Source organism: Acidovorax sp. FG42, assembly GCF_057809195.1.
Window position 1 is genome coordinate 1 of record NZ_JBMDJM010000010.1, and the last position, 25,927, is coordinate 25,927.

Annotated in this window: 19 protein-coding genes; 17 read left to right on the forward strand and 2 right to left on the reverse strand. The window is 58.2% G+C overall.

Annotated features, from left to right (window positions below):
- Window positions 1–50: 50 nt before the first annotated feature.
- Entirely contained in the window at window positions 51–1,103 is a 1,053-nt protein-coding gene (locus tag ACODSM_RS12020; protein ID WP_488805409.1) for an acyltransferase family protein, read from the reverse strand.
- The gene (locus ACODSM_RS12025; protein ID WP_488805410.1) at window positions 1,103–1,774 is read right to left on the reverse strand and encodes a Crp/Fnr family transcriptional regulator; all 672 of its coding nucleotides are present in this window, start codon (window positions 1,772–1,774) and stop codon (window positions 1,103–1,105) included. The genes ACODSM_RS12020 and ACODSM_RS12025 overlap by 1 nt, the downstream gene beginning before the upstream one ends.
- 96 nt (window positions 1,775–1,870) lie before the next feature.
- Here ACODSM_RS12025 and ACODSM_RS12030 point away from each other — a divergent pair, with 96 nt between their 5' ends.
- The 17 genes from ACODSM_RS12030 (at window position 1,871) to slmA (ending at window position 25,801) form a co-directional block, all read left to right on the forward strand.
- A complete protein-coding gene (locus tag ACODSM_RS12030; RefSeq protein ID WP_488805411.1) occupies window positions 1,871–3,271 on the forward strand; it encodes a FecR family protein in 1,401 nt (466 codons plus the stop codon).
- On the forward strand, window positions 3,268–5,142 hold the full coding sequence (locus ACODSM_RS12035; protein WP_488805412.1) for a CHASE2 domain-containing protein: 1,875 nt from the start codon (window positions 3,268–3,270) through the stop codon (window positions 5,140–5,142). Before ACODSM_RS12030 ends, ACODSM_RS12035 begins: the two co-directional genes overlap by 4 nt.
- Window positions 5,139–6,392 (forward strand): tetratricopeptide repeat protein, encoded by a 1,254-nt coding sequence (locus ACODSM_RS12040; protein ID WP_488805413.1) that lies wholly within the window; start codon window positions 5,139–5,141, stop codon window positions 6,390–6,392. The genes ACODSM_RS12035 and ACODSM_RS12040 overlap by 4 nt, the downstream gene beginning before the upstream one ends.
- 433 nt (window positions 6,393–6,825) lie before the next feature.
- Window positions 6,826–10,524, forward strand: a complete 3,699-nt coding sequence (locus ACODSM_RS12045; protein WP_488805414.1) for a hypothetical protein — start codon at window positions 6,826–6,828, stop codon at window positions 10,522–10,524.
- Between the two features lie 94 nt (window positions 10,525–10,618).
- A complete protein-coding gene (locus tag ACODSM_RS12050) occupies window positions 10,619–11,437 on the forward strand; it encodes a SapC family protein (RefSeq protein WP_488805415.1) in 819 nt (272 codons plus the stop codon).
- A gap of 183 nt (window positions 11,438–11,620) precedes the next feature.
- Window positions 11,621–12,685 carry an acyltransferase family protein gene (locus tag ACODSM_RS12055; protein WP_488805416.1) on the forward strand — a complete coding sequence of 355 codons (1,065 nt, stop codon included), beginning with the start codon at window positions 11,621–11,623 and terminating at the stop codon, window positions 12,683–12,685.
- A gap of 176 nt (window positions 12,686–12,861) precedes the next feature.
- The gene (locus ACODSM_RS12060; RefSeq protein ID WP_488805417.1) at window positions 12,862–13,485 is read left to right on the forward strand and encodes a hypothetical protein; all 624 of its coding nucleotides are present in this window, start codon (window positions 12,862–12,864) and stop codon (window positions 13,483–13,485) included.
- Window positions 13,482–15,230 (forward strand): type I secretion system permease/ATPase, encoded by a 1,749-nt coding sequence (locus ACODSM_RS12065; RefSeq protein WP_488805418.1) that lies wholly within the window; start codon window positions 13,482–13,484, stop codon window positions 15,228–15,230. Before ACODSM_RS12060 ends, ACODSM_RS12065 begins: the two co-directional genes overlap by 4 nt.
- A 20-nt stretch (window positions 15,231–15,250) precedes the next feature.
- The gene (locus ACODSM_RS12070; RefSeq protein WP_488805419.1) at window positions 15,251–16,978 is read left to right on the forward strand and encodes a type I secretion system permease/ATPase; all 1,728 of its coding nucleotides are present in this window, start codon (window positions 15,251–15,253) and stop codon (window positions 16,976–16,978) included.
- A gap of 59 nt (window positions 16,979–17,037) precedes the next feature.
- Window positions 17,038–18,402 (forward strand): HlyD family type I secretion periplasmic adaptor subunit, encoded by a 1,365-nt coding sequence (locus ACODSM_RS12075; RefSeq protein WP_488805420.1) that lies wholly within the window; start codon window positions 17,038–17,040, stop codon window positions 18,400–18,402.
- A 7-nt stretch (window positions 18,403–18,409) separates the two neighbouring features.
- A complete protein-coding gene (locus ACODSM_RS12080) occupies window positions 18,410–19,771 on the forward strand; it encodes a TolC family outer membrane protein (RefSeq protein ID WP_488805421.1) in 1,362 nt (453 codons plus the stop codon).
- Between the two features lie 127 nt (window positions 19,772–19,898).
- Complete coding sequence (locus tag ACODSM_RS12085; protein ID WP_488805422.1) at window positions 19,899–20,606, forward strand: glycosyltransferase family 2 protein; 708 nt, start codon at window positions 19,899–19,901, stop codon at window positions 20,604–20,606.
- On the forward strand, window positions 20,603–21,706 hold the full coding sequence (locus ACODSM_RS12090) for an MraY family glycosyltransferase (RefSeq protein ID WP_488805423.1): 1,104 nt from the start codon (window positions 20,603–20,605) through the stop codon (window positions 21,704–21,706). Before ACODSM_RS12085 ends, ACODSM_RS12090 begins: the two co-directional genes overlap by 4 nt.
- 76 nt (window positions 21,707–21,782) lie before the next feature.
- Window positions 21,783–22,673 carry an acetylglutamate kinase gene (gene argB / locus ACODSM_RS12095; RefSeq protein WP_015012455.1) on the forward strand — a complete coding sequence of 297 codons (891 nt, stop codon included), beginning with the start codon at window positions 21,783–21,785 and terminating at the stop codon, window positions 22,671–22,673.
- 20 nt (window positions 22,674–22,693) lie between these two features.
- Window positions 22,694–23,386 (forward strand): response regulator transcription factor, encoded by a 693-nt coding sequence (locus ACODSM_RS12100; RefSeq protein WP_015012456.1) that lies wholly within the window; start codon window positions 22,694–22,696, stop codon window positions 23,384–23,386.
- 84 nt (window positions 23,387–23,470) lie between these two features.
- Window positions 23,471–24,922 carry a sensor histidine kinase gene (locus ACODSM_RS12105; protein WP_488805505.1) on the forward strand — a complete coding sequence of 484 codons (1,452 nt, stop codon included), beginning with the start codon at window positions 23,471–23,473 and terminating at the stop codon, window positions 24,920–24,922.
- A gap of 216 nt (window positions 24,923–25,138) precedes the next feature.
- Window positions 25,139–25,801: a nucleoid occlusion factor SlmA gene (gene slmA, locus ACODSM_RS12110; protein ID WP_488805424.1), complete on the forward strand. Its 663-nt coding sequence runs from the start codon at window positions 25,139–25,141 to the stop codon at window positions 25,799–25,801.
- Window positions 25,802–25,927: the final 126 nt, after the last annotated feature.

The window sequence follows — 25,927 nt, forward strand, 5'->3', positions numbered from 1 at the left end:
GCCGGAGCAATCATCTGCTCGCGCTTTGTCGAGCGGTCGTGTTAGCCGGTCTAAGTCATTCTTTTTGTAGCGTCTCGCAGTTCCATGAGCATGGAACTGCGACGGCCTTGGCGGCGCGCAGGTTCCTCAATGAGCCAATGCAAGGCCAAGGAGCTAGCCAACAACCCCCCCAGTGCTACTGATATGCCTGTAGGCAAGCCCCATTGTTTTGACCACGCCAGCGCTGGTGCGAGCCAAGCCATGTGCAGTAGGTACACGCAGTAGCTTAGCCGTCCACTCCACTGAGCCGCAGCCATTGTGACTCTGCCTGGCACTGGAATGTGCAGGCTACTTAATAACAATGCGGCAAAGCACGCTGCGGCGCCTAAGCCCAATTGACCGCTCACCCATGGTGGCACTGCTTCGGGTAATTGCACAAAAATTACTGCCAGTACGCACCAACCTACTCCCCCCGCTAAGCCCCAAGCCCAAGCGGCGGTGCACGTCATTGGCTGCTGAGCGCGCTGCCACACCCACGTACCTAACAAGAACTCTATGAGCAAGCCTGGTATATGATTCAGTAACACATAAGCGCGGTTCTGTGTTGCACCATCCGCAAAGACTAATAATACTATCCGTACAGTCATCGCCAGCATGCAAAGCAGCGGCCAGCGTACCGACGCTTCTGCTCTCCGGCCCTGCGCCAGCCAAGCGCCCAAGAATGGCAGTATTGCGTAAAACCCTACTTCTACTGGCAAGCTCCAGAAGGCGGGGTTGTAATAAAAAGCCATCTCTCGCGATTGAAGGTGAGCCATCAGCAAATGTTCTGGCAAGTAAGCTAGTGGCCGGCCGGTCATCCATGTCAGCGCTACATACAGCGCCAGTGCTGCAAGATATGCCGGGTAAATACGTAGCACACGCCGCAGTACATATGCCCTTAGCGAGGTCACCGGCCGCTTCATAAGCAACGGTGCAAACACAAATCCGCTCAGCACGAAGAACAAATCCACTCCAGTGAACGCAAAGGCTGTAAATCCCGTTGGCAATGCCAGTGGGATTGCCCAGTGCGCCCACAACACCAGAGCGGACGCCACGCCGCGCCATGCCTCCACTACCCACAGCATCAGCGTTCTTCTCCGCGGGCCAAATCGCTCAGAAGATCGCGGCGCTCGATTAGCCACAGATCGCCATCGCGACGCAAAACACCATCGGTGAGTAATCTCTGGAGTACGCGGGTCACTGTCTCTCGGGTGGTATTTAAACGCCAAGCAAGCTCTGCATGGGTCGGTATGCGCAGTGAAGAATCTGCCGCACTTTGGTGCTGAATCCACGCGCACACCCGCGCGCTCACAGGGTGCACTGCTTGTATTTTCTGCCAGCTCAGAAATGAACATACATCCTGCGCCAGAAGACGCGCCGCACCCAGTGCCATTTCTGGGAAGGTCATAAGCTCTTGCGCGGCTTGGCTGTTCATTACCGCCACTGAGGTGGCGGGGCTGGCGGCAACCCATGTTAGCGCTACCGGTTGGGCTGCTAGTAGGTTTGCGTGCCCAAACGCTTCGTGAAGAGTGGTCGTTAGCAGTGCCGCCTCACGTCCATCAAGCGTTAAGTCTATTGCCTGCAGGCTTCCATGCAAAACCACACCCAATCCATGAAAAGGCTGCTTCCCATCACCTAGGACCTCGCGGCGTTTTAAATGCACTAGTTGCATTTGGGAGGCCGCAAAATGCACGGCAGCAGGCGATGCATTCGTAAAAAAGCCACACGGTGCCAGTGCAAGGTGATGGATGGCCACCTCAATGGCCTCCGGCTGTCATGATGGGGGGCAAGGCTTTAAAATGCAAAAAAACCTCTGATTGTTCTTTTTTAGTTCCAAACTTGGGAGCAAACCATGCTGAAAAAAATCCCAAAAATACTACTGGCGACGACTTGCTGCTGGACTTTTGCGCTTCAGGCTGGGCCTCAGCCTGTTGCGCGGGTAGGCATGGCTGTAGGCGATGCTCAGCGAATTGGTGCAACCGGTCAGGTGACACCCCTGTCACTGGGGACCGAGCTGTCGGAGCAGGATCGCATTATCACCGGCAAGGATGCCATGGTAATCTTGATTTTCTCTGATCAGGCGCGCGTGGCATTGCGCCCTGATAGCGAGTTGCTAATCCGCCGCTACAAGGTGGATTCCAAGGGAGCGGACACTCAACTGCAGCTCGACCTTGTGCGAGGAACAGTGCGGCAGATTTCGGGGCATGCGGCCCAGAAGCAGCCCGAACGGTATCGGCTCAATACCCCGATTGCAGCGATTGGCGTGCGGGGGACAGACTTCCTTGCCAAGGCTGGCGAAGGGCTTGTCGAAGCTTATGTTCACGAAGGCGCTATCGTCGTATCTCCTCTGACTGGTGCGGGCACTTCAGGTGAAATCCCTTCGGCGAATCTCGGTGCGGGCTTTGGTGTGCAGTACTCCCGGGTGGGGCGCTCCCAAGACTTGGAGCGTCAGAATGTGAGTCAAAATGACGTGGAGCGACTTTTTGGTATGCGCATTGCTATGTCTTCTGGCGGTGAAAGGAGTACGGGACAGGCGGTGACGCAAGCTGAAAAAAAGGATAAGACGGATCAGGCGGTCGTGGCTAGTCTTGTGCCTTCTCGAGATAGGGATGCACTGGGGATCTCGGTTCAGCCCTCCCCTTCGGGATCCCTGGTTAGCGGCGTTATGTCGGTGCCCAACGCTCCCGGCCTACCCAATCTACCCTCTGTTGTGCCGCCCGTTCCAGAGACTCCGGTGATCCCGCCCGTTGCACTACCTACGCAACTGGTTTGGGGTAAATTCACCAACCCCCAAGCGCTGCCATTCACATTGCCCATAGCCTACGCAGACGTCAGTGAAGGGCGACACGCCACGGTAGGAGAGTTGGGGCAATACGCGCTTTGGCGCGAAGGCGTCAATGGCGTTCTCGATAAATCTTTGCGTGGTCAAGCGCAGTTTGCGCTGGCAGCGGGAGAGGCGTTCTACCAGCAGGCGAGTAAAACGCTCACCGTCAACCTTGTCGATCCTCGGCTGCACGTGGACTTTGATCGGCTCAGTTTTAGCACCCAGATCGGCCTATCGGGGATTGGCGTTCCGGCCCAGCAGCTCAGCGTGGGTGGCCGGGTGAACGACGAAGGCGTATTTCTCGGCACCGCACCCGGCCAGCGCGTTGCGGGTGCTCTGAGTCGTAATGGCACAGAAGCAGGTTACTTGTTCAAGATTGACAGCAGTGCAGGGCAATACCAGGGCATCACTCTCTGGAATGCCAAATGACTCTTTCTGACGAGGGAGGGCGGGGGCGGCGTATCGTTTGTTTGACAGTTTGGCTATTTTTCGTAGGTCTTGTGGCCAGCCTGTTGGCACAAACTCGTGTGCTGCGGGCGATGGATCAATACCTGCAAGACGGTTTGACGCGTATTCAGGCGCCTCTTGCGGCGCCCGAAGGCATTACCCTCATCGATATCGATGAACGCAGCCTGCAAGAGTTGGGGCCATGGCCTTGGCCAAGACCTGTACTTGCGCAGCTTTCCCGTGCACTTCGCGAGCGTGGTGCTCAATTGCAGGTGTGGGATCTTGTGTTGCCGGATCAAGCGCCTGGCAATGCCTTGCTCGCGCGCGAGCTTTCTCGCCCCGATGTTGTGATCGGCCAGATCGCGGTTCTTGACCCTCAGGTGGACTCACCTCCGCGGGAAGGGCGGCTGCAACACTCGTCGCAGGCGCCTGACCTTTGTAGTCGCCATGCTCCCATAACAGGCCACTTGGGGCTCTCGTCTGACTTCTCGGTAACTCACGTAGGTCACCTGAGTGCTACGCCAGACACTGATGGACTCCTGCACAGTATCCCGGCTGTCATCTGCAACCAAGCTGAACGCTACCCCCAGCTGGCGTTAGCCACAGCTATCGCGGCCGCGCCCGACCAAGAGTGGCACACAACGCGAGGTGCTTGGCCGTTCGGGCCGTACCAATGGCTATCGCGAGGGGCATGGCGCTTTGCGCTTGATGCGGATGGCTATCTGCCGATCCCATACCAGCGTCCACATTCGGCTTGGCCTGCCATAAGCGCTAGTCGTCTGCTCGATCCTTCTGCCTCTTTGCCCTCGTTGAATGGACATATTGTGCTGATTGGTGGGTCGGCTATGGGCTTGGGCGATGTGGTTAGTACTCCTTATCACCCCAGTGCCCCTGGTGTCAGCGTACACGCCGAGCTTTTGGCTGCAGCGCAAAATGCACAGAGTTGGCCCGGCTTCGTGCCGCGCGGCAATACTGCGATAGCAGCCCTGCTGGCGCTGCTGGTCGGGTGGTCTATGCTGCCTTTAGGCAAGACCCAGTTGCGCTTGCTGTGGCTTTGCTCGGGTATAGCACTCGGAATGTGTGTCCCGTGGGTGGCTGCGGTACTCATGCGTAGCTACGGATTTATGATGCCTGTGGCTGCTCCCAGCCTCACGCTGCTGGTGCACGGCCTTGCCTTACTTGCTTGGCAAACCCAGCAACAGCGCCTGAGCACCAAACGCCTTGCTCGTCACTTGGAGAGCTTCCTGCCGCCCACATTGGCCCAGCAGGTTGCCATGCAGACTCCCAGCGGCCAAAGCCTTGGACATCCCTGCGACGGCATCTTGGTGGCGGTTCGCATAGCTGGCATGGATCGCTGGGTCAGCCAAGTGGATACGCTACAAGCGCTAGCTATGATCCACGCACTGCACACTGCAGCCCAGCACAGCGCTACTCTTCATGGCGGCTCTCTTGAACATGCCCAGGGCAGCACTCTCTATCTAACCTGGCCGCAATCAACTCCCCAAGCCTTGGTCGCCTCTTTGCACAGCGTGCAGCACTTGCACGCACTGCTCATGCCCGCGCTGATACAAAACGAAACTCTCTCCCATCCTTTAAGCGCGTACGCCGCCATCGAAGCAGGTGCTTATCTGCTCGGTATTGTGGGTGAATCAGGCAGCCGACGCAGTGTACTGCTTGGGCCTGTGACCAATGACGTCATGGGCATGTTGAGCTTGGGTGAAGAATTAGCGAGCCCCATTCTCATAGGGCCGAAAGCTGCCCAGGCCTTTGCTGACGGTGCTCTGCAGCCGTTAGGGCGTTTCCTTTTGCCCGACCAACTCCAGGCAAAGCAGCTCTACCGCAGCGCCCCATGAGTCAGCGAGTTGCGAGAGTCGGGTGGGCTGCGGTCTGCGGAGCGTTGCTGGCTGGGCAAGTCTGCGCTGCGTCCGCCATCGTAGGCGACGAGGCGGACTGCGTTCAGACCGTCACCGCAGAGTCTAGTGAGGCGGTCGACAATGCCCAATCAGCTGAGCAGGCGCAGGCAGCCTACCGGCAAGCGTTGCAGGCCCTAGAGCAAAAGCAGTGGACGCAGGCAGAGCTTTTGCTTGAACGTGTCCTGATGTTTCAGCCTGAACACGCTGAGGCGCTGCTGCAATTGGCCACTTTGCTTGCCCAGCGTGACCGCCTGGAAACCGCACAGGCTCTTATCGGCATGCTGTTACATGACCCGCGAACTCCGCCTGCACACCGCCGCCATCTGCAGGCGCTCTTGGATGGCAGCTATCTCCACGCTGCAGCAGCTTTGGCAAGTGCCGCTGCGGCAGCAGCGCCAGTACCTACTGCGCGTACCCAGGTTCTGCTAAGCGCGGGGTACATCCGCAACCCCTTGGGTACCACCAGTGCGACCCAGCTCACACTCACCCTGCCAGACGGTAGCGTCAACTTGCCGCTAGCTGCACAGGCGCGAGGCAGCAGTATTTCAACCGTTGCCTTGCATCATCAGAAAGCAAGTGGACTAGAGCTGTTTGCTCAGGTTCAGTCTTCTACTCTGCCTCAGGCCCGTACTTCCTGGCGCATGGCTTTGGGGGCGCCGCTGGGTCTGGAAAGCCATAGCTGGAGCGCGAGCGCGCAGCGCGCACTTGACGGTAGCACGCGCTACAGCGTCGCCGTGTTGCGTGCGCTTGATAGTGACACCCAGCTAATGGCAAGTCTCTTTCATGACTCCACCTTTCAGCGCACCGACTGGCTTGTGCGCGCCCAGCGCAGCGGCGTGTTGGCTAACCGTTGGCCGATCACCACTTGGGGGGAGTACGAACATGGACGCGGCAACGCACCTGGCGCTGCACGTGGGGGCCTGCAGGCACTCATGCCCATAGCGCCGCGCTTGCAACTGCAGAGCTTGGTGTATGGGCAATGGGATACCAGTGGCTATAGCCCGTTGCTTGACGGCAATGCAGCCCGGCGACTGCTCACTGGTCAGCTCCAAATTGAGTACCGCTGGGGGGCGCCACATTTGGGCGGCCAGATCAGCGTCAGTGCCTACGCCGCTCGGCGCTGGGCCAACTTGGCATTGTTCGACTGGCGCGACAGTGGCGTTCGCTTGTCTTGGTTGCGCCAGTGGTAGGGCTGTCTTCGGTGGTTTGATGAATTGGTTGGCTTAGAGCGTTTGCATAAAGCAAGGCCTTAAGTTGGAGTCGTTGGCGGCATCTTTCGTAGCTGCAGGGCTGCAGGCCAAATCACTTTTTTTAACTCCTATATGAAATTCATATACGAAGATGCTATACTCACTCCGCTGAGCTGATTGCAGTGTTGTGGCCTGGCTGTAAGTGGTGCGGATGAGCAAGCAAATCGTGCGCAACTGCCTGCATGGTCTTTCGGCGCAGGATGGCTAAAAAAGGCTGGTGCTGTTGTGGTTGCGCAACGGGTGCGCTGTCATGTGTCGTTTGAGGTGATGCTCATCACATGGAGTTGTGGGGGGGGGGAGGGGTGTGCTTTAGAATGTGATTCAGCCGAAGCCCGAGTTGGGTTACGGTTCAATTCACCATTTGGAGTACTCAATGGCAATGACCAATCAGCAGCAAACTGAGGCATATCAGTTCTTCGCCATCGCTTTCGGCGCGGCCCCTGGCGTCGAATACATGACTCAGATCAGCGATGCTTACAATGCTGGTTTGACGACTAAGCAAATCGTCAACATCTACACGACCAAGGCGCAGTTCACTAACACGTACCCCACGTTCTTCACGAGCGCTCAGTTCGCTGCTGCGCTGGTTAACAATGTCGTGGGCTCCAGCGCATCGGCCGCAGCCAAGGCGGAAGCCCAAGCGGACATCATTGCCGCTCTGAACGCTGGTTTCTCGCGTGGTGACGTTGTGTATCAGATTTTCACCAATCTGGCCGCCAAGGATCCAGCAGACCCAACGTGGGGTGCTACTTCCAAGCTGCTGGCCAACAAGGTTACGGTGGCTAAGTACGTGACTGAAGTGCAGCTCAACAGCAGCACCGATGTGAACGTTCTGAAGGGTGTGCTGGCTGGTGTGACCGCTACGTCCGACGTCTCTACGCCTGCGAAGATTGAAGCCATTATTGGCGGTGGCACTTCCGCTGGTGCGGCTTTGACAGTGGGTGTGGATCACATCTCTGGCACGGCTGAAGGTCAAACCTACACGGCACCTATCGTGCAAAACCAGAACGGTGCTGTGACCAACACGCTGGAATCTGGCGACGTGATCGCAGCAGTGGGCACGGGCAACAAACTGGTTGCTGACCTGGCTCTGACCACCTCTGGTGGTATCCCTGTGGGTCCCGCCATCAGCGCTGCTACCAACAATATCCAAGTAGTTGAACTGCGTGCTCAGACCAGCAATACTGACATTCTGGGTGGCGTGCATCCCAACCTGTCTCACATTGATGCCGAAAACTTCAATGGTGTGCAGCAATGGTGGACTGTCAACAGCCGCAGCTCCATCCAGATCGAAGACGTGCGTTCGCGTCCCGAAGACACCACAATCGGTATGCGCAATACCGATCCGGAAGTCGGTTTCTTCGTGTATTTCGATCCCGAGCAGCTGACCAACGAAGCTCGCGCTAAGGATTCGGCGCTGACGCTGAAGCTTGACGACATCACCAAGCCCGGCGATCTGACTGACGTGCCGGTGGACGCTGTGTCCTTCAAGCTCGATGGCGTGCTGTACGCTCTGAAGTCTACTGCTATCGGCGCTGCCAAGACGCACGCTGAACTCGTTACTGCGCTGCAAGCGGCCATTGCTGCCCAGCCTGCTCTGGCTGGCTTGACTGTCAAGCTGAACGCTAACACCACCATCACTATCGAAGATCCTGCTGGCAAGACCTTCGAAAAGGGTGCATGGGGCTTTATCGATGGCGTCGTGCCCGCAGATGGCAACATCGTGTTCCAACAAACCGTTGGTAACCCTGCCTTGGTTGAACTGCCCATCACCACCAACGTGCTGTTGGATAACGTTGGTCGCACCAGCGCTGGCGGTGCCCTGGACATCGGTTCGCTCGGCGAAGGCGGTGTGGAACAGTTCAACGTGGCTGTTGACCGCACCAGCTGGGTGCAGTCGATGGAGTCCAGCTCGCACCTGGGACGTTTCGTTCCTGGCATCCAGCTGCAGCACCTCGAAATCGTCAACTTCACCAGCACCGGCGCTAAGGGTGATCTGAAGGTTGGTCAACGTGTTGAGTCCCTGGATGGCCGTGTTGCAAATGGCCTGACCGATGTTCGTCTCGTGAATGGCGCAGATTTTGCTGGCAAGCTCAACCTGGGTATTGTGCTGACTGCTGATAGCGTTGGTCGTTATCTGGATGGCGCTACTGCACCTGTGCAGTTCAAGTTCGAAGGCAGCGCACAAGCCGACATCTTCAATGTCGATGTGGATAGCGACGTGTCTGACGATCCAGATTTCCGTCTGGATGTGCTCATGGGCGCTGGCGACGACCGTCTGATCTTCGGTGGTGCCAACTTCCTCAAGAACATCAGTGTCGATGGTGGTACGGGCAACAACACTTTCGTCGTGTCTACTAGCGTTGGTGTGGGTGCTACTCCTACCGACATCGCTAACCACGAGTTCAAGAGCTTCAAGAACTTCCAGAACTACGAAATCGAAGGCGGCAGCACCAACCACGACTTCACCACCCTGAATGGCGTGACCAGCGTGGTGGTGGCTACCCAAGGTGGCGCCAGCAACAACCTGATCGACCTGGCTGTTAACAACGGCATCGTGATCTCTGGCAAAAACCAAACCATTGGTAATAACAGCAACGCTGCCCAAACCTTTGGCACGATCAATGCCCAAGGTGCTGACGGTGCAACGCTGGCTGTGAAGCTGGACAACACCGCTCGCATCAGCGGCAAGCTGACTGTAGATGAGTTGGCCGTGACGGACTTCAGCGCAACTAACCAAAGCGCTGTCCGCACGCTGAACATCGAGTCCGCTGGTCGCCGTGACACCACTAACGAAATCAGCTCCATCAATGCTGAGCGCGTCGAAACGTTCAACTTCAGCGGCACCCAAGCTCTGAAGGCCACCATCGATGCAGCAGCACACACGGCCGGTGCGCCTGCCGACATCACCAACCTGGTGGTGAACGGCGCCGCCCTGGCCGCCAAGCTGGACCTGACCATTGACTCCGCCATCGTGACGGCAGTTGACGGTACGAACCACAGCGCTGCCTTCACGGGCACGGCTGGCGCTACTGATGTGCTGACCTTTGACGGCGCTATCGTTGCCACGGGTCGTACCTCGGTGACAGGGTTTGAGACTATCCGCTTTGACCAAGTGCAAGGTTCCGACTTTGACGCCTCCGGTGTTACTGGCGCGACGGCATACGAGTTCCTGGAAACGGCTCATGCCGGCGGCACGTTCAGCCTGAACCATCTGCGCAGCACTGAAACGGTGCGCATCGATATCGACGACCGTGGCGGCCACAACCTTGCTTCCGACGTCGCTTTCGAATTCGCCACTTCGGCTGCTACTGTTGGCAGCAAGCTGAACCTCGAGTTCTTCGACACCAATGCAGCCAACCCAGGTACTGACGTTGCGTTTGCTACCAACGGCATCGAAGTTCGCGGCTTCCAAACCCTCGAACTGAAGCTGGGTGGCGGCACCGCTACGGCAGAGAACTACACCTTCGACTTTGGCTTCCAAGACAGCGAAGGCTTGGTGTTCGGTGATGTGGGCTTTGACTTCGCCAAGGTTGCTGCCAAGACGCTGGTGCTGACCGGTGGCCAAGCTACTGCTACGAACCTGGGTGACTCCGCTGACCTCGGCACGCTGAGCAGCACGCTCACGCTGGTGGACCTGTCGGGCTACAAGGGCGCTGTGACTGCTGCACTGGCTGAGCCGTTTGTTGCTGGCGATTCGCCAAGCGCACCTACGGCTGTTAGCGGCAACACGCTGGTGAAGGTGAATGGCTTTGCGCTGAACTTCACTGACGCTACTCATGGAGTGGGCGTGGAGACGATCACCTCGTTCGAATTCACCGCTGATGCCGTGAACGCAACGCAAGACTGGACCATCGCTAACTTCCAAGGCTTCAATGCTGGTGGTTCGCTGTCCAATCTGAGCATCCTGGACCTGAGTGCCTTGGGTGTGAACGGTCTGGTCGATGTGATCATTACAGACGTTGGTCCCGACGTGCACATCACCTCGAACGAAGGCAAGAACTTCGAAATCGTGCTGACGGGCGTGGCTGCGGCTGACCTGTCCAACGAAAACTTCAAGTTCGCTGTCTAAGCGGTCTTGGTTTTCAGGAACCTCGGTTCCATTTAGCAAAGGCTGCGCCCTCACGGGCGCGGCCTTTTTTCCATTTCAAAGGCTTTGTTTTGTCATGACCGCTACGTCTACTGTTTCTCTTTTCAAACAGCCCAAGCCCCTGGACAGCCAGGCCCATCGCAGTCTGCGGCTGCAAGCCCGCCAGCCTTACCACTTCGCCGCGCAGCAGTCGCTGGTTCCCGTGATGGCTGGCGAGATGGCCCAAGTGGCGCGTGAGTACGCTGTGGTGTTCTCTGATGCGCCTGGCTCTCTGCCTTTGGCTTTGCTGGGAATTCGCCAGGGACACAACGCCTATGTGCGTCCATCTGGGCATTGGCTTGCGCGCTACGTGCCGGCACATGTGCGCCGGTATCCATTTGTGTTGGCCGAGCACGTACCTGCGGATGGCCCTGTGGGGACGTCGAGCAGATTGGTGCTGGTCGATGCCGATGCGCCTCACCTGGTATCGGAAGGGGGGCTGCCTTTGTTTGATGACGACGGAGCTCCCTCCAAGGTGCTACAGCAGGTTCAGCAGGTCTTGGTGATGTTGGAGCGCGATAGCGAACGCACGTTGCAACAGATGGCACAAATCGAAAGTGCTGGGCTGTTGGTGGAGCGTGTGTTGCCGGTGACTCCTCGTGCTGGTAAACCGGTGGGTTTGCAGGGTCTGCGGGTGGTGGATGAGGCCCGTTTGGCCGCGTTGGAGCCTGCTGTATTGCATGCGCTACAGCAGTCTGGCGCCCTGAAGTTGGTATATGCACACCTGCTGTCTCTGGTCAATCTTCAGGATGGTCCGCTGGTCGAGGCTGCTTCGGACGCCTCGGGTGCAGCCACTTCGGAAGCCGGCAGTGCGGGTAGCATCAGCTTTGAAGGGATCGACTGGAGCAAGTTCTGATCATCTAAGGATGATGGGGACACCGCGATAGTGTGGTGAGATAAATTCTTATAATAGCTATCAATATAGTAGCATCCAACGCTTTTTCTATAAGCGTTGGATGCTATTTCTATATAGCGTTCGCACGCTCACGTTCATGCGCATGCTGTACGTGTGAAGGGGTGAATTGAATGGGGGCTGGGCATGAGATTGTCCGAATTGCTGAAGCGGGACAACAACAATCTGGACATATTTCGTCTGTTGGCCGCGGCGCTTGTCATTTACGGGCATGCCTACGCGATAGCGCCGCAAGAGGGGCGCAGTGATGTGTTTGGGCGCTGGTTGGGTTATGACTACTCGGGCTCGCTAGCGGTCAAGGTTTTCTTTTTCCTCAGCGGGCTGGTGGTTACCAACAGTTTGTTGAGCAAGCGCGACGTTGCTCAGTTTGTCATGGCACGTTTCTTTCGCATCTGGCCAGGTTTGCTAGTGGTCATAGTGCTGTGCGCTATGGTACTGGGTCCTCTGTTGACGGTCTTGCCCCCCGGGGCCTACTGGACTGAGCCACAGACGTGGCGATATGTGACGTACAACCTGCTACTGGTGCCGCAGTATGCGTTGCCAGGGGTTTTTGCGGGCAATCCTCATGCCAATGTCGTCAATGGCTCGCTTTGGACAATTGTGCTGGAGGTGGGGGCCTATCTGGGGCTGCTTGCCTTGTTCATGGTGGGGGCCTTGCGCTCGCGCTGGTTGGCGCTGGGCATTGGAGTGCTGATTCTGTTGGACCCTGTGATGGGCAATCGATTGTTGTTTACTTGGCGAGCGCCACACAGCGGCACGGACTTGCTGGCACCTTGTTTTGCTGCTGGCGCTCTGCTGGCCCTCTTCAAGGAGCAAGTGGAGGTGGGCTTGCGAGAAGCGATAGGGTTGGTGCTGCTTTTCTGGCTGTTTCGCGCCTCGTCCTATGCCTACTATTTTCTTTATGCAGCTCTGTTTGGTTGCATGTTGTATCTGGCGGGCCAGCCTTGGCTGGTGAGGTGGAAACCAAGTAGCGACGTGTCCTATGGGGTGTACTTGTGGGGCTTTCCTGTGCAGCAGACGCTTCAATATCTATGGCCTGAGCAGGGACTGCGCTTTAACCAACTGGCCTCGCTAACGCTGGCGTTGTTGCTGGGATACCTTTCTTGGCATGGCGTGGAAAAGCATGGCATTGCGCTGGGCCAAAAGGTCTATGCGCGGTGGATGCGCTGTTTGGGCATGCGCGAAACCTGACACGCAAAAGCGTTTAGTTTCGAAGAAAAATGCTTTGAGAGCCTGTTGCACTTACGTTAACTGCTCTCAGAAATGTAGCAGTCAGATTGCTGCAGCGTTGGTGAAGTGTGGTTTGTTGGGCACCAGTGCTTCTCTTATATGAAAATTCTGTAAGAAGCGACTACACTACCTCCTATATGAATACTGTGCTGCGCATTCCTCTGCACGTCGAACCCGAGCAAGTCAAGCGTTTGCAGGCTTTGCAGGTGGGGTTTGCTCGGGTGTGCAATGCATTGGCCCCGTTGGTGCAACAAACCCAGGTGTGGAATCGGGTTGCGCTGCACCATCTGGCGTACAGGCAATTGCGCGAGCAGTTTCCCGAAATGGGATCGCAAATGGTTTGCAACGCCATTTATTCCGTTTCTCGAACAGGGCGGCTGATTTTTCAGCACCCTCAAAGCCCGTTTCACCTGACGCGCTTGGCGGGCAGGCCATTGCCTTTGCTACGGTTCACGGATAGCTGCCCTGTGTATTTCGACAGGCATACGCTGAGCCTGAAGGGGGGGCAGTTGTCGATGTTCACCCTGGACGGGCGCATGCGTTTCCAGCTCGCGCTGGCTGCGCAGGATGAAGAACGTTTTCACGCACTGAAGCTGCGAGAGATTGTGCTGTCGCGTCGCAGGGATGGCGTTTATGAGCTGGCTTTTCTGCTGGTCGATGAGCAGGCGAAGGACGGAGGGGGAGCGCACGACGCCGATGCTGAGAGCGAGAGTGCAACCGGAGAAATCCCTGAATACATCATGGTCGAAGAAGTTCAATGAATCCGAAACAACAACATTCTGAGCTGCGCCAGGAAATCTTTTCGCTGCGGCCTTATTTCGTGCGCTCTGCCTGGTTCAGCCTGGTTTGCAGTCTGCTGGTACTGGCTCCATCGGGGTACATGCTTGAGGTGTATGACCGTGTGGTCAACAGTCGAAGTCACACCACGCTACTGATGCTGACCATTGTGGTGCTGGGGGCTTACGTGGTGATGGAACTGCTGGAATGGGCGCGCAGTGAGGTCATGCGTGCAGCCAGTGTAGAGCTGGACCGCAAGATGAGTGTGCGTATCTTCAATGCGATTTTTGAGGCCAACCTGCGCCGCCTGCCCGGCGGCACGCAGCAGCCGATGCACGATTTTCGTCAGGTGCGGGACTTTCTATATGCGCCGGTATTGTTGGCTGTGATGGAGGCGCCTGTCTCTCTGGTGATGATGGTGCTGTTGTTCGTGATCAGCCCGATGCTCGGGTGGTCGGCACTAGCGTTCGCTTTGGCGCAGACGTTGGTGGCGTGGTTGAACGAGCGCAGCACCAAGCCCCCACTGATGCAAGCCAACCGCGCAGCCATCGAAGCGCAGCAGTATGCAGACAACACACTGCGCAATGCCGAGGTGATCGAGTCGATGGGGATGCTGCGCGACACGCAGCGCCGCTGGCTCGGTAAGCAAAGGGACTTTCTAGGCTTGCAGGCGCTGGCCTCGGAGCGTGCCGGCGGGTTTCAGGCTATTTCAAAGCTCCTGCAGAATATCCTTAGTTCTATGCTTTTGGGCTTTGGCTGCTGGCTTTTCTTGCAGAACGAATTGCGTGGTGGTGGCGGCATGATCATTGTGGCCTCCATTTTGGGTGGCCGGATGCTTGCGCCACTGGTGCAGGTTGTTTCACAGTGGCAGAGCGTGGTCAATGTGCGCGATGCTTGGTCGCGGCTGGATCAGCTTTTGGTGGATGTGCCTGCGCAACAGCCAAGCATGGCTTTGCCAGCACCCCGCGGAGCGCTTTTAGTGGAGCAGCTGGTGGCAGGTGCTCCAGGTAATTCGACGCCTATTTTGCGTGGAGTGCAGTTTTCTCTTGAGCCTGGCGAGGTACTGGCGGTGATCGGCCCGTCTGCAGCGGGCAAGACAACGCTAGCGCGACTTCTTGTAGGGCTTTGGCCCGCGCAAGGCGGGAAGGTCCGCTTGGACGGCGCCGATATACACACATGGAACAAGTCTGAATTGGGCGCTTACGTGGGGTATTTGCCTCAAGGGGTAGAGCTTTTTGAAGGCTCGCTGGCCGAAAACATTGCCCGCTTTGCGAAAGTAGAGTCCGCCAAGGTTGAGGCAGCTGCGCGCGCAGTGGGTTTGCATGAGTTCATCCTATCGCTACCCGATGGTTATGAAAGTCAGGTGGGCCCTAGCGGGGCAAGACTGTCTGGCGGGCAGCGTCAACGTGTCGGTTTGGCGCGAGCTTTGTATGGTGACCCGGTTTTCGTTGTGCTGGATGAGCCGAATTCAAGTCTGGACGAAGAGGGTGATGCGGCGTTGGCACGCGCTATTCAGGAAGCGAAGCTGCGCGGTACGACGTTTGTGGTGATGACGCACCGCACCAGTGTGTTGAGTGTTGCTGACAAGATTTTGGTGCTACGTGATGGCATGCAACAGGCCTTTGGTCCGCGTGATGAGGTGCTTGCAGCAATGCAGCGCGCCATCACGCCAACGCCTACGACTATGGCAACCCATTCGGTTCGTGGCAATGCCATTGCCGCATCCTGATTTCCAAGAGGTGACCGTTCATGTCAAAACCTGGTTTTTTTCAACGCAGTGAGCTGACCCGGGCGCTGTGGGTGTTTCGTCGTGAGTTTCTGGTGGTGGGCGCTTTCAGCATGGTTGTCAATGTGCTCATGCTCTCGCCTACGCTCTACATGCTGCAAGTTTTTGATCGCGTAATGAGCAGTCGCAGTGAGCTGACGCTTTTAGCGATGTCGCTGATTACCCTATTTTTGTTTTGCGTGATGGCTTTCGCGGAATGGATGCGTTCGCGCGTGCTTGTGCGGTCTGGCGTGCGGCTTGATGCGTTGCTGAGCACTCGTGTTTTCAATGCCAGTTTCGAAGCAAATCTTGCACCTTCCGGTGTCAATCCGGCACGGGCATTTGGTGATTTGATCCAGATCCGCCAGTTTCTGACGGGGAGCGGGATCATGGCTTTCTTTGACACTCCGTGGACGCCTGTGTATATGGGGGTGCTGTTCATCCTCCACCCTGTGCTGGGATGTTTGGCGCTATTTTTCGCGGCAGTACAAGGTGCTTTGGCTTGGTTTGGACACAGGTACACCGTTGCGCCATCTGAGGATGCTGCGAAGGCGTCGAGCGAAACCAGTAGCTACCTACAAGGGAAACTGCGCAATGCAGAAGTGCTTGAGCCCATGGGGATGGTGCACAACTTGCGGCCGCACTGGGCCAAACGCCATGCGCAAGCGCAATTGCTGCAAGGCAAGGCGCAGGCGCTTACGCACCGCGTGACGTCGTGGAGCAAATTCATCCGCTACGCGCAACAGTCACTCGTTTTAGGCGCTGGAGCTCTGTTGGTCATTGATGGTCAGCTCTCTCCCGGTGGAATGATTGCTGCGAATGTGCTGATGTCGCGCGCTCTGGCGCCTATCGACATGCTGGTTGGCGCGTGGCGCGGGTTTATCGGAGCGCGTGGTGCTTTCGCTCGTCTTGAGGCATTGCTGGATGCGCATCCGGAGCGTGATCCCGCTTTGACCCGTGTTGCTCCAAAGGGGGCACTTACGTTGCGAGATGTGGTGGCGGTGGCTACCGGGCGTGCAGAGCCTATTCTCAAAGGCGTGAGTTTGTCGGTTGAGCCGGGTACGGTAACGGCGGTGCTCGGACCATCGGGCTCGGGAAAGTCTACGCTTGCGCGTTGCATGGTGGGCATTTGGCCAGGTGTCTCTGGAGAGGTACTGTTGGATGGACTCCCTATAGGAGGCTGGGACCGCAGCGATCTGGGGCCACATCTCGGTTATTTGCCCCAGGACATCGAGCTTTTCGAAGGATCCATTGCAGAGAACATTGCGCGCTTTGGTGATGTGGTGCCTGAGAAGGTCATTGCCGCGGCGCGCAGTGCAGGACTTCACGAAATGATCTTGCGCTTCCCCAAAGGCTACGACACGCCTATTGGAGAGGCGGGGCATTTGTTGTCTGGCGGTCAACGTCAACGCATTGGTCTGGCGCGTGCGATCTATGGGGACCCTGTGCTGCTGGTTCTGGATGAGCCCAACGCCAATCTAGACGATGTGGGCGAGGCGGCTTTGGTGCGAGCAGTGCAAGAGCTCAAAGCCAAGGGGCGCACTGTTTTTCTGATTACGCATCGCCCCGGCATCGTCGCAGCGGTAGATCGTGTCCTCATCTTGCGCAACGGCTCGCTACAAGCTGAAGGACCTCGAGAGGAAGTTCTGGCAGCGTTACGGTTGGCAAGAGCTGCACCGTCAGCCCCCCCTCTCCGTCCACAGGCTGCGTGATATGACGGTGCTTGCCAATACTGCTTTTTTATTGATGCCTCTTTCAGTCAGGTAATGACATGGTGAAATCTTTGATGCCCTTGAAGAAAACGGATACAGAGCTCGCAGCGTCGGCTTTGAATGCCCAAGGAAATGAATCGAAAACGGATCATGCTCGTCCGGGGCGCATTGGCCTCTGGGCCCTCGTGCTCGGTTTTGGGGGGTTTCTCGCATGGGCTGCGTTAGCGCCGCTGGACGAAGGTGTGCCAGCCGCCGGTATTGTTGCCATAGATACAAAGCGTAAGGTGGTGCAGCATTTGACCGGAGGAATCGTGCAAGAAGTTCTGATTCGCGAAGGCGACGAGGTTGAAGAAGGGCAGCTACTTATTCGTCTTGACGGAGCTGTAGCGCGCTTCAATTACGAGTCTGCGCGTCAGCGATACTTGGGACTTCGCGCGATGCAAGGTCGTCTGGTGGCTGAGCAAGAGGGGCGGAACTCCATCTCTTTTCATCCTGACTTGGTTGCTGCCGCTTCTGATCCATTGATTCGCCAGCAAATGCAGAATCAAGAGCAATTGTTCAACACACGTCGCAGCTTGCTGCGATCTGACCTGCAGTCCATTGAAGAAAGCATTCAAGGTCAGGAGGGGTCGCTCCAGGCGTACAGTGGCATGTTTGAGAATCGAACGAATCAGTTGCGCTTGTTGAACGAGGAACTTGGACATTTGCGCGAACTGGTCAAAGAGGGTTATGCGCCACGGAATCGACAGCTTGAAATGGAACGCATGGTTGCGGATACCAGTACCGCAATTGCCGACCTTCAGGGCAATACTATCCGTGCCCGCCGAACCATCGGCGAGTTGCGTCAGCGCTCGCTCTCTCGCCAGCAGGAGTATCGCAAGGAGGTCGAATCGCAGTTGGCCGATGTGAATCGCGATGTGTTATCTGAGCACGAAAAATTAAAGGCGGTTGCTGATGATTTGGCTCGGACGGAAATAAAAGCACCTGCTGCTGGGCAGGTCGTGGGATTGGCTATACAGACCGTAGGAGGTGTTGTTCAGCCTGGGCAAAAGCTCATGGATATCGTTCCGAAGGGCGCTCCACTACTCTTGGAGGCGCGTGTCGCACCACATTTGATTGATCGCGTACATGATGATTTACCCGTAGATGTGCGATTTTCATCTTTTGCGCATTCGCCTCAATTGGTAGTCGGAGGGCAAGTTGTTTCGGTATCTCGAGACCTGCTGACCGAGCCACAAACTAATGCGAGCTATTACCTTGCACGTGTGCAGGTTACCGAAGAGGGGCGCAAGCATCTTGGAAAGCGACAGTTGCAACCTGGTATGCCTGTGGAGGTTATTTTTAAAACCGGCGAGCGATCTATGTTGACTTATTTGCTGCATCCGCTAACCAAGCGACTCGCCGCATCGATGACAGAGGAGTGAGTGCGTTATGTATCGAATTGTCATTGCGAAACTTGATGTATTGCGGTATTTGGGGCTGTCATTTTTTATTGCGTCTGGTGTGGTTGGCCCAGCTTGGTCAATGGATTTGTTGCAAGTTTATGAAGCAGCAACCATTAACGATGCCACTATTAGGACCTCACGTGCTGGTGCGGAGGCCAGTCGTGAGCGCTTGCCGCAGGCGCGCGCTCAAAGATTGCCCAATGTGAGTTTTAGTGCGGGCCGCAATTACAACGATTTGACGAGTAAGACCAATAATGTCCTGGGTCAGCCAGTAACTACCGAAAATAGGTATTACAGCGATAACCAAGTACTACAGGTGCGTCAGCCGCTGTACCGTCCGTCTCTCAATGCTCTTGTGCGTCAAGCAGAAGCGTTGGTTGAAGATGCGGATGCGACGCTGGAGCGCGACGAGCAATCGCTGGTAACCAGAGTCGGTGAGGCTTATTTCGATGCCTTGTTGGCCCAGGATCAACTGGTTCTCATTGAAACGCAGAAAGCTGCATATAAAACGCAACTTGATGCGGCGCAGAAGACTTTTGCCGCCGGTAGCGGCACCCGCACTGACATTGACGACGCACAGGCACGACTTGATCTCACCTTGGCCCAAGAACTTGAAGGGCGACAGAACGTTGAGTTTACTCGTCGACGGCTGGAAGTGTTGGTGGGTGGTGATGTTGGTACCTTGGCTCGGCTTGACGTACAACGGTTTAACCCTACGGTACCCACGCCAGCTAATGTGGATGAATGGACGGAGCGCGCCGAGCAATCGAGTCCGGAGATGAGGTCGCTTCGAGCTCAATTGGAAGCTGCGCGCCTAGAGGTGGAGAAAGCAGAGGCGGGCCACAAGCCGACCTTGGATGCAGTAGCGCAGTGGTCCAAGAGCAACAGCGACAGCGTGACCAACGTTAATTCTCGGTATGATAATAAGAGCATTGGATTGCAACTGACGGTACCAATTTATTCTGGTGGCTACATCAGATCGACAGTACGTCAAGCAGTCGCTGCGCAGGAACGTGCGCGTGAGGCTTTGGAAGCAACGCGACGTGATTTGGGAGTGCGTGTGCATAGAGAGTTCCGTGGTATGACGGAGGGCGTGTTGCGTGTGAAGGCTCTGGAACAGGCTGTGCGCTCGGCGGAGCAAGCGCTCTCTTCAAGTGAACGCTCATTTTTAGGTGGCGTGCGCACATCCGTGGATGTGGCGAATGCGTTACAGCAGAGAACTCTTGCTCAACGGGATCTCGCCCAGGCAAGATACCTGTATTTAGTGTCTCGCCTTAGACTGCAGGCGCTCGCGGGTGAGGATCGGCGCGACAGCGTAACTGAGGTTAACAGCACCTTGATTCCATAAAAGCTTTTTTCTTTTATGTTGATCGTCAATTTGATTTGGGTGCAGCTCTGATGGGGAAAACAGGGTGAGCGCGTCACTCGTGATTTCTGTGGTTAGCCATGGCCATGCTGATAAGGTGCAGCAGCTGTTGAACGATATTGCCAGCTTTAGTTTTCAATCAGTCTCACGTGTGATTCTTACCATCAATCGCCCTGAGCCGGAACCGCAGGCTCCCGAGGGAGGATGGCCGTTTATTTTGCAAATTCAACATAATAAACGGCCCTTGGGTTTTGGGGCTAATCACAACCGTGCGTTATCTGATGCGACAGAGGCTTTTGTTTGCGTGCTTAATCCAGATGTGCGATGGAGCGGTGTTGACCCACTGCCATATCTTGTAAAGGCTTTGCAGATAACTGGAGCGGGTTGTTCATATCCTCTGCAGATCGACAATGCCGGTTTCTCACAAGAAAGCGAGCGCACTGTACCTACTCCATCGGCACTTTTGCGCCGGCGGTTGTTTGGCTTCAAGGAGTCGTCGCGAGTGGATTGGGTCAACGCCGCCTGTATTGCGCTGCCTTTGGCTGTATGGCGCCAACTGGATGGATTTGACGAGCGATACTTCATGTATTGCGAAGATGTGGACTTTTGCCTGCGCCTGCGCCTACTGGGTTTTAAATTGGTTCGAGCGCCGGTTCGCGTGATTCACGCTGGGGAACGCGCCAGTTCGTACAGCTTGGCACATTTTGCTTGGCATTTAAGAAGTCTACTGCGATTGTGGCGCTCGCCGGTTTATCGGAGAGCGATACAGTTCTTAACGTTAGCGTCAACTAGCAACGGTACCATTGGCACCCAATGATTTGGTTGTCTGTGGTGGGTTTTCTATCGTCGGCGGTCGCTGCAGCTTTCATCGTGCGGTGGGGGCGGGACCATGCAGCCGTCTACAGTGACGCGATGCCGCAGCGGTTTCATTTGGGGGACGTGCCTCGTTTGGGTGGAGCGGCTTTATTGGTCGGGATGTCCATTAGTTGGGTGTTGGGCATTCTTCAAACGGTCTATTGGGGCGACCCTGGCTCTCTTCGTATGGGCTTGTGGGTGGTTGGCTGGCTTGTCGTTTTGCTGCCTGCTGCTATGGGTGGAATCGCTGAAGATATGACACAGCGTCTTTCTGTACGGTATAGACTGGTTCTGACCGGTGCCTCTGGTTGCTTAGCAATAGTCTTGCTTGACCTCACCTTGTCCCGACTGGGCGGGCCTATGGCCGATTCCCTGCTGTTGGCAGCACCTTGGCTGGGCTTGGGAATCGTCGTGCTGGCAGTCGGCGGTCTGCCGCATGCTTTCAACATCATCGATGGTTACAACGGGCTTGCCGGCATGGTCGCCTTGATCATTTGCTTGGCCCTGGCTCACGTTGCGCTGCAGGTGGGCGATCGTGCGCTGGCGGCGCTACTCGTATCCACTGCCGCAGCCACCGGCGGCTTTCTGGTCTGGAACTACCCGCGAGGCATGTTGTTTGCCGGTGATGGCGGGGCCTATGTGTGGGGCGTGGTGATTGCCATGGCCAGCATTTCGCTGGTACAGCGCAATGCTGATGTATCTCCCTGGTTCCCGATGCTTCTGCTGATCTACCCGGTGTGGGAGACGATTTTTTCCATATACCGCAAGGCGGTGCGGGGGGTTTCTCCGGGGGTGGCCGATGCGCTGCACTTCCACCAGCTTATTTACCGCCGCATTGTGCGCGGGGTGTTTCACGATGATGAGTCCCGCCGGGTGCTCATGCGCAACAACCGCACGTCACCTTATCTGTGGGGTTTCACGCTCTTGACCGTGGTGCCGGCGGTGCTGTTCTGGAACAACACCCCCTTGCTCATGGCGTTTTGTGGGTTATTTGTAGTCAGCTACGTGATGGCCTATCTGGCCATCGTGCGGTTCAAAGTGCCGAACTGGCTGCGCCACTGAACTCTTCTTGTGTTCGCGTGCCCGGGGAATGCGGCACAATTTGCGCTTTACTGTTTTCTCCGGATGGCACGCCTCCATGACCGACCTTCTTTCGATTGCCCCGCGCGACAAGGCTGAAATCCTGGCCCAGGCGCTGCCTTACATCCGCAAGTTCCATGGCAAGACCATGGTCATCAAGTACGGCGGCAACGCCATGACCGACCCGGCCCTGCAGGCAGACTTTGCCGAGGATGTGGTGCTGCTCAAGCTGGTGGGCATGAACCCCGTGGTGGTGCACGGTGGCGGCCCGCAGATTGAGACGGCGCTCAACCGCCTGGGCAAGAAGGGCGAGTTCATCCAGGGCATGCGCGTGACCGATGCCGAGACCATGGAAGTGGTCGAATGGGTGCTGGCGGGCGAGGTGCAGCAGGACATCGTGGGTCTGATCAATCAGGCTGGTGGCAAGGCCGTGGGCTTGACCGGCCGGGACGGCGGCATGATCCGCGCGCAAAAGCTCAAGATGGTGGACAGCAAGGACCCCACCATCGAACACGACGTGGGGCAGGTGGGCGACATCGTCTCCATCGACCCCAGCGTGGTGAAGGCGCTGCAGGACGATGCGTTCATTCCCGTCATCAGCCCGATTGGTTTTGGCGAGAACAACGAGAGCTACAACATCAACGCGGATGTGGTGGCCAGCAAGCTGGCCACGGTGTTGCGGGCCGAAAAGCTGATGCTGCTGACCAACACGCCCGGTGTGCTCGATAAGGCCGGCAACCTGCTGACCGACCTGACGGCCCGCCGTATCGACGAACTGTTTGCCGACGGCACGATCTCGGGCGGCATGCTGCCCAAGATCGCCGGCGCGCTGGATGCTGCCAAAGCCGGCGTGAATGCCGTGCACATTATTGACGGACGTGTGCCCCATGCCATGCTGCTGGAGATCCTGACCGACCAGGCCTACGGCACCATGATCCGGTCCCACTGATCTCCCCGCGTGAGGGCACCATGCGCCTGCTGTTGGTCGAAGACGATGTGATGGTGGCCAGCGGCATCAAGCTGGGGCTCACCGACGCGGGTTACGCAGTGGACTGGGTGGGCAGCGGCGAGCGGGCCGAGGAGGTACTGCGCGCCGAGTCGTTTGATGCCGCCATCATCGACATCGGGCTGCCTGCCATGGACGGCCTGGAGCTCACACGCCGCCTGCGCCGCCCAGACATGGCGAGCCCTGCGATGCCTGTGTTGATCCTGACAGCGCGAGACGCGCTGCATGACCGAGTACAGGGGCTCGACCTGGGGGCTGACGACTACATGGTCAAGCCGTTTGAGCTGCCCGAGCTGCTGGCGCGCCTGCGGGCGCTGCTGCGCCGCTCCCAGGCTGCGACCACGGCCGTGCTGAGTTTTGGCCCGCTGGAGCTGGACACGGCCGGGCGCCGGGCCAGCATGCGCACGCCGGCGGGCGAACAGGTCATCGAACTGGGGCCCCGCGAGTGGACGGTGCTTGAATACCTGCTCATCAACGCGCCCAAGCCTGCGAGCAAAGACAAGCTGCTGCAGGCGCTGACGGGGTGGGACAAGGAGATCACCCCCAACGCGGTGGAGGTCTATGTCTCGCGCCTGCGGGGCAAGCTGGAGCCTCACGGAGTGGCGCTGCGGTCCATCCGAGGCTTTGGGTACCGCCTCGAACTGCAGGCCCCCTGAGCAGCAACTTCCCCACCCGCATCTTTCGGCCGCCTCGCCATGCTTTGGAAGAAGAACTCCTCCCGGCGGCCCGGCTTGCGTGCGATGACGTCGGATTTACGCACCCGGCTGCTGTTGATGCTGGTGATGCCCCTGTGCGTGCTGGCGCTGGTGGGGGTCTGGCTGGACTACCGTTCTGCTGACGAGGCGGCTGGCCAGCATGACCAGCGGCTGGTGCGGCTGCTGCCGGCACTGGCCGATTCGGTGCTTGCACCGCCCATTCACGATAACGACCCGCCGTTGCTCCTGCTTGCGCCGCCCATTGAAGACTTCCTGCGTCAGAACGCCGGTTTCGCTGCCTACAGCGTGCGTGATACCTCCGGCCGCCTGCTGCTGGGCGAGGGCTGGGTGCATGGCGCCGTGCCCACCACCCAGGCCCCGGAGTTCCACAGCGTGGAGTTCGGCGGGGTGACGTACCGGGTCGCGGCACAGCGCGGGCGCACCGGGGCGGGCGAGCTGGTGGTCGCCTTGGCAGACGGGTCGGACCCGCGCCAGAAATGGGCGCAGCAGCTGCTGCTGCGGGTGTTGCTGCCCAATCTGGTGCTGTTGATTGCGGCGGGTTTTGCGATCCACTGGGCGGTGCGGCAGGCCTTCAAGCCTCTGGTGGGTTTGGCCGAGGCGGTGGAGCGCCGCTCGCCGCGCGATCTGAGCCCCATCGACGAGGCCGCATCGCCCGACGAGGTGCGTCCTCTGGTGCACTCGCTCAACCGCCTGTTTGCGCTGGTCAACGCGCAGGCGGAGGGGCAGCGGCGCTTTGTGGCCGACGCGGCGCACCAGTTGCGCACGCCCCTCGCAGGCCTGCAGGCCCAGGTCGAGGCCTGGGCCATGATGGCCAAGGCGGCAGCGCCACCCCGCGCCTCTTTCCCGGATTTCGACCGAAAAATGCCGCTAGCGCATGAAGATCGTGCGCAGGGTGCTATTGTTTTAGGAGCTGATCAGATCGAGAAGCTGCGCAATGCCACGCGCCGGACCTCGCAGTTGGCGCACCAGTTGCTGGCCCTGTCCCGGGCCGATGCCCGCAGCCTGGATGCGCAACCGCCGCAGCGGGTGGACCTCAAGGACCTGTGCGAATCGCTGCTCGAGAACTTTCTGGACGCCGCCACCGGCAAGGGCCTGGATTTGGGGCTCGATGTGCAACTGGTGCATGTCACGGGCCACGGCTGGCTGCTGCGCGAGCTGTTGTCCAACCTGGTGGACAACGCCATCAAGTACACCCCGCCGGGGGGCGTGGTCACCATCCGCTGCGGACTGCGCCAGGGGCGTCTGGGCCCGCCGCGCCCCTACATGGAGGTGGAGGACGATGGCCCGGGGGTGCCGGAGAGTGAGCGCACCCGTGTGCTGCAGCGCTTCTACCGCGTGCCCGGTGCGGGCGGCGAGGGCACCGGCCTGGGGCTGGCGATTGCGGACGAGATTGCCCGCGTGCACCGCGCCGCGCTGACGCTGGGCACCGGCCCCCAGGGGCGGGGGCTTGTGGTGGCCGTGGTGTTCCCGCTGTAGTGGTGCGTGCCCTGAGGCCTGCCAGGGCCTGCGGGGATCGCTTTGGGGCCTGTGCGAGAATCATTTCCACACACGATTGACTTGTGCAAACAGGTGGCGCCCCGGCCCCTCCTGGCTGTGGCAAGACGTGACATCGTGATCCACGCCCTGCCGTGATCCGACCATGCCCGGTGGCATGTGTTCCGGGCGCAGGGCCCACCGGAGTCCCTGTCCTGCATGTCTGAAACCTCGCCCCTCCCCGAGTCCGCCAGTACCGCCGAAGCGGGTGATGTTGCGGCTGCCCGCAAGCGGCCCAAGCCCGGGGAGCGGCGCATCCAGATCCTGCAGGCCTTGGCCGCCATGCTGGAGCAGCCTGGGGCCGAACGCATCACCACCGCCGCGTTGGCCGCACGCCTGTCGGTCAGCGAGGCCGCGCTGTACCGCCACTTCGCCAGCAAGGCGCAGATGTTCGAGGGCTTGATCGATTTCATCGAGCAGTCGGTGTTCACGCTGGTGCAGCAGATCACCGGGCGCGACGTGCCTGACCCCGCGCAGCCAGCCGATGCGGGCGCGCGTCAGGCTGCCCGCATCGTGGCCTTGGTGCTGCAGTTTGGCGAGCGCAACCCGGGCATGGTGCGGGTGATGGTGGGCGATGCGCTGGTGTTTGAGCACGAGCGCCTGCAGCAGCGCATGAACCAGTTTTTTGACCGCATCGAATCCACCCTGCGCCAGTGCCTGCGCGCGACCACGGCCGCCTCTAGCACGCCCACGGTGGATGCCCAGGTGGCGGCCAGCGTGTTGACGGCCTTTGTGGTCGGGCGGCTGCAGGGCTATTCCCGCTCGGGGTTTCGGCGCCTGCCCACCGAGCACCTGGAAGCCAGTCTGGCACTGATGCTGTAGCCAGCAGACGCCTGAGGCAGCGTTACCCAGCAAGGGTGGCGCGGCTGCAACGGGTGGTTTGGGTGCGTCTCCCTATTTTTTCCGGGGGCTTGGGGTGCGCGGGGAATTTGCTGCAGAATAGAACGA

Bases quoted from the DNA above. Each gene is read 5' to 3' on its own strand.
- ACODSM_RS12100 (WP_015012456.1), top strand. From the start codon at position 22,694: ATGCGCCTGCTGTTGGTCGAAGACGATGTGATGGTGGCCAGCGGCATC.
- ACODSM_RS12050 (WP_488805415.1), top strand. From the start codon at position 10,619: ATGACCGCTACGTCTACTGTTTCTCTTTTCAAACAGCCCAAGCCCCTG.
- ACODSM_RS12035 (WP_488805412.1), top strand. From the start codon at position 3,268: ATGACTCTTTCTGACGAGGGAGGGCGGGGGCGGCGTATCGTTTGTTTG.
- slmA (WP_488805424.1), top strand. From the start codon at position 25,139: ATGTCTGAAACCTCGCCCCTCCCCGAGTCCGCCAGTACCGCCGAAGCG.
- ACODSM_RS12020 (WP_488805409.1), bottom strand. From the start codon at position 1,103: ATGCTGTGGGTAGTGGAGGCATGGCGCGGCGTGGCGTCCGCTCTGGTG.
- ACODSM_RS12090 (WP_488805423.1), top strand. From the start codon at position 20,603: ATGATTTGGTTGTCTGTGGTGGGTTTTCTATCGTCGGCGGTCGCTGCA.
- ACODSM_RS12040 (WP_488805413.1), top strand. From the start codon at position 5,139: ATGAGTCAGCGAGTTGCGAGAGTCGGGTGGGCTGCGGTCTGCGGAGCG.
- ACODSM_RS12055 (WP_488805416.1), top strand. From the start codon at position 11,621: ATGAGATTGTCCGAATTGCTGAAGCGGGACAACAACAATCTGGACATA.
- ACODSM_RS12080 (WP_488805421.1), top strand. From the start codon at position 18,410: ATGTATCGAATTGTCATTGCGAAACTTGATGTATTGCGGTATTTGGGG.
- ACODSM_RS12060 (WP_488805417.1), top strand. From the start codon at position 12,862: ATGAATACTGTGCTGCGCATTCCTCTGCACGTCGAACCCGAGCAAGTC.
- ACODSM_RS12105 (WP_488805505.1), top strand. From the start codon at position 23,471: ATGACGTCGGATTTACGCACCCGGCTGCTGTTGATGCTGGTGATGCCC.
- ACODSM_RS12030 (WP_488805411.1), top strand. From the start codon at position 1,871: ATGCTGAAAAAAATCCCAAAAATACTACTGGCGACGACTTGCTGCTGG.
- ACODSM_RS12065 (WP_488805418.1), top strand. From the start codon at position 13,482: ATGAATCCGAAACAACAACATTCTGAGCTGCGCCAGGAAATCTTTTCG.
- argB (WP_015012455.1), top strand. From the start codon at position 21,783: ATGACCGACCTTCTTTCGATTGCCCCGCGCGACAAGGCTGAAATCCTG.
- ACODSM_RS12070 (WP_488805419.1), top strand. From the start codon at position 15,251: ATGTCAAAACCTGGTTTTTTTCAACGCAGTGAGCTGACCCGGGCGCTG.
- ACODSM_RS12075 (WP_488805420.1), top strand. From the start codon at position 17,038: ATGGTGAAATCTTTGATGCCCTTGAAGAAAACGGATACAGAGCTCGCA.
- ACODSM_RS12045 (WP_488805414.1), top strand. From the start codon at position 6,826: ATGGCAATGACCAATCAGCAGCAAACTGAGGCATATCAGTTCTTCGCC.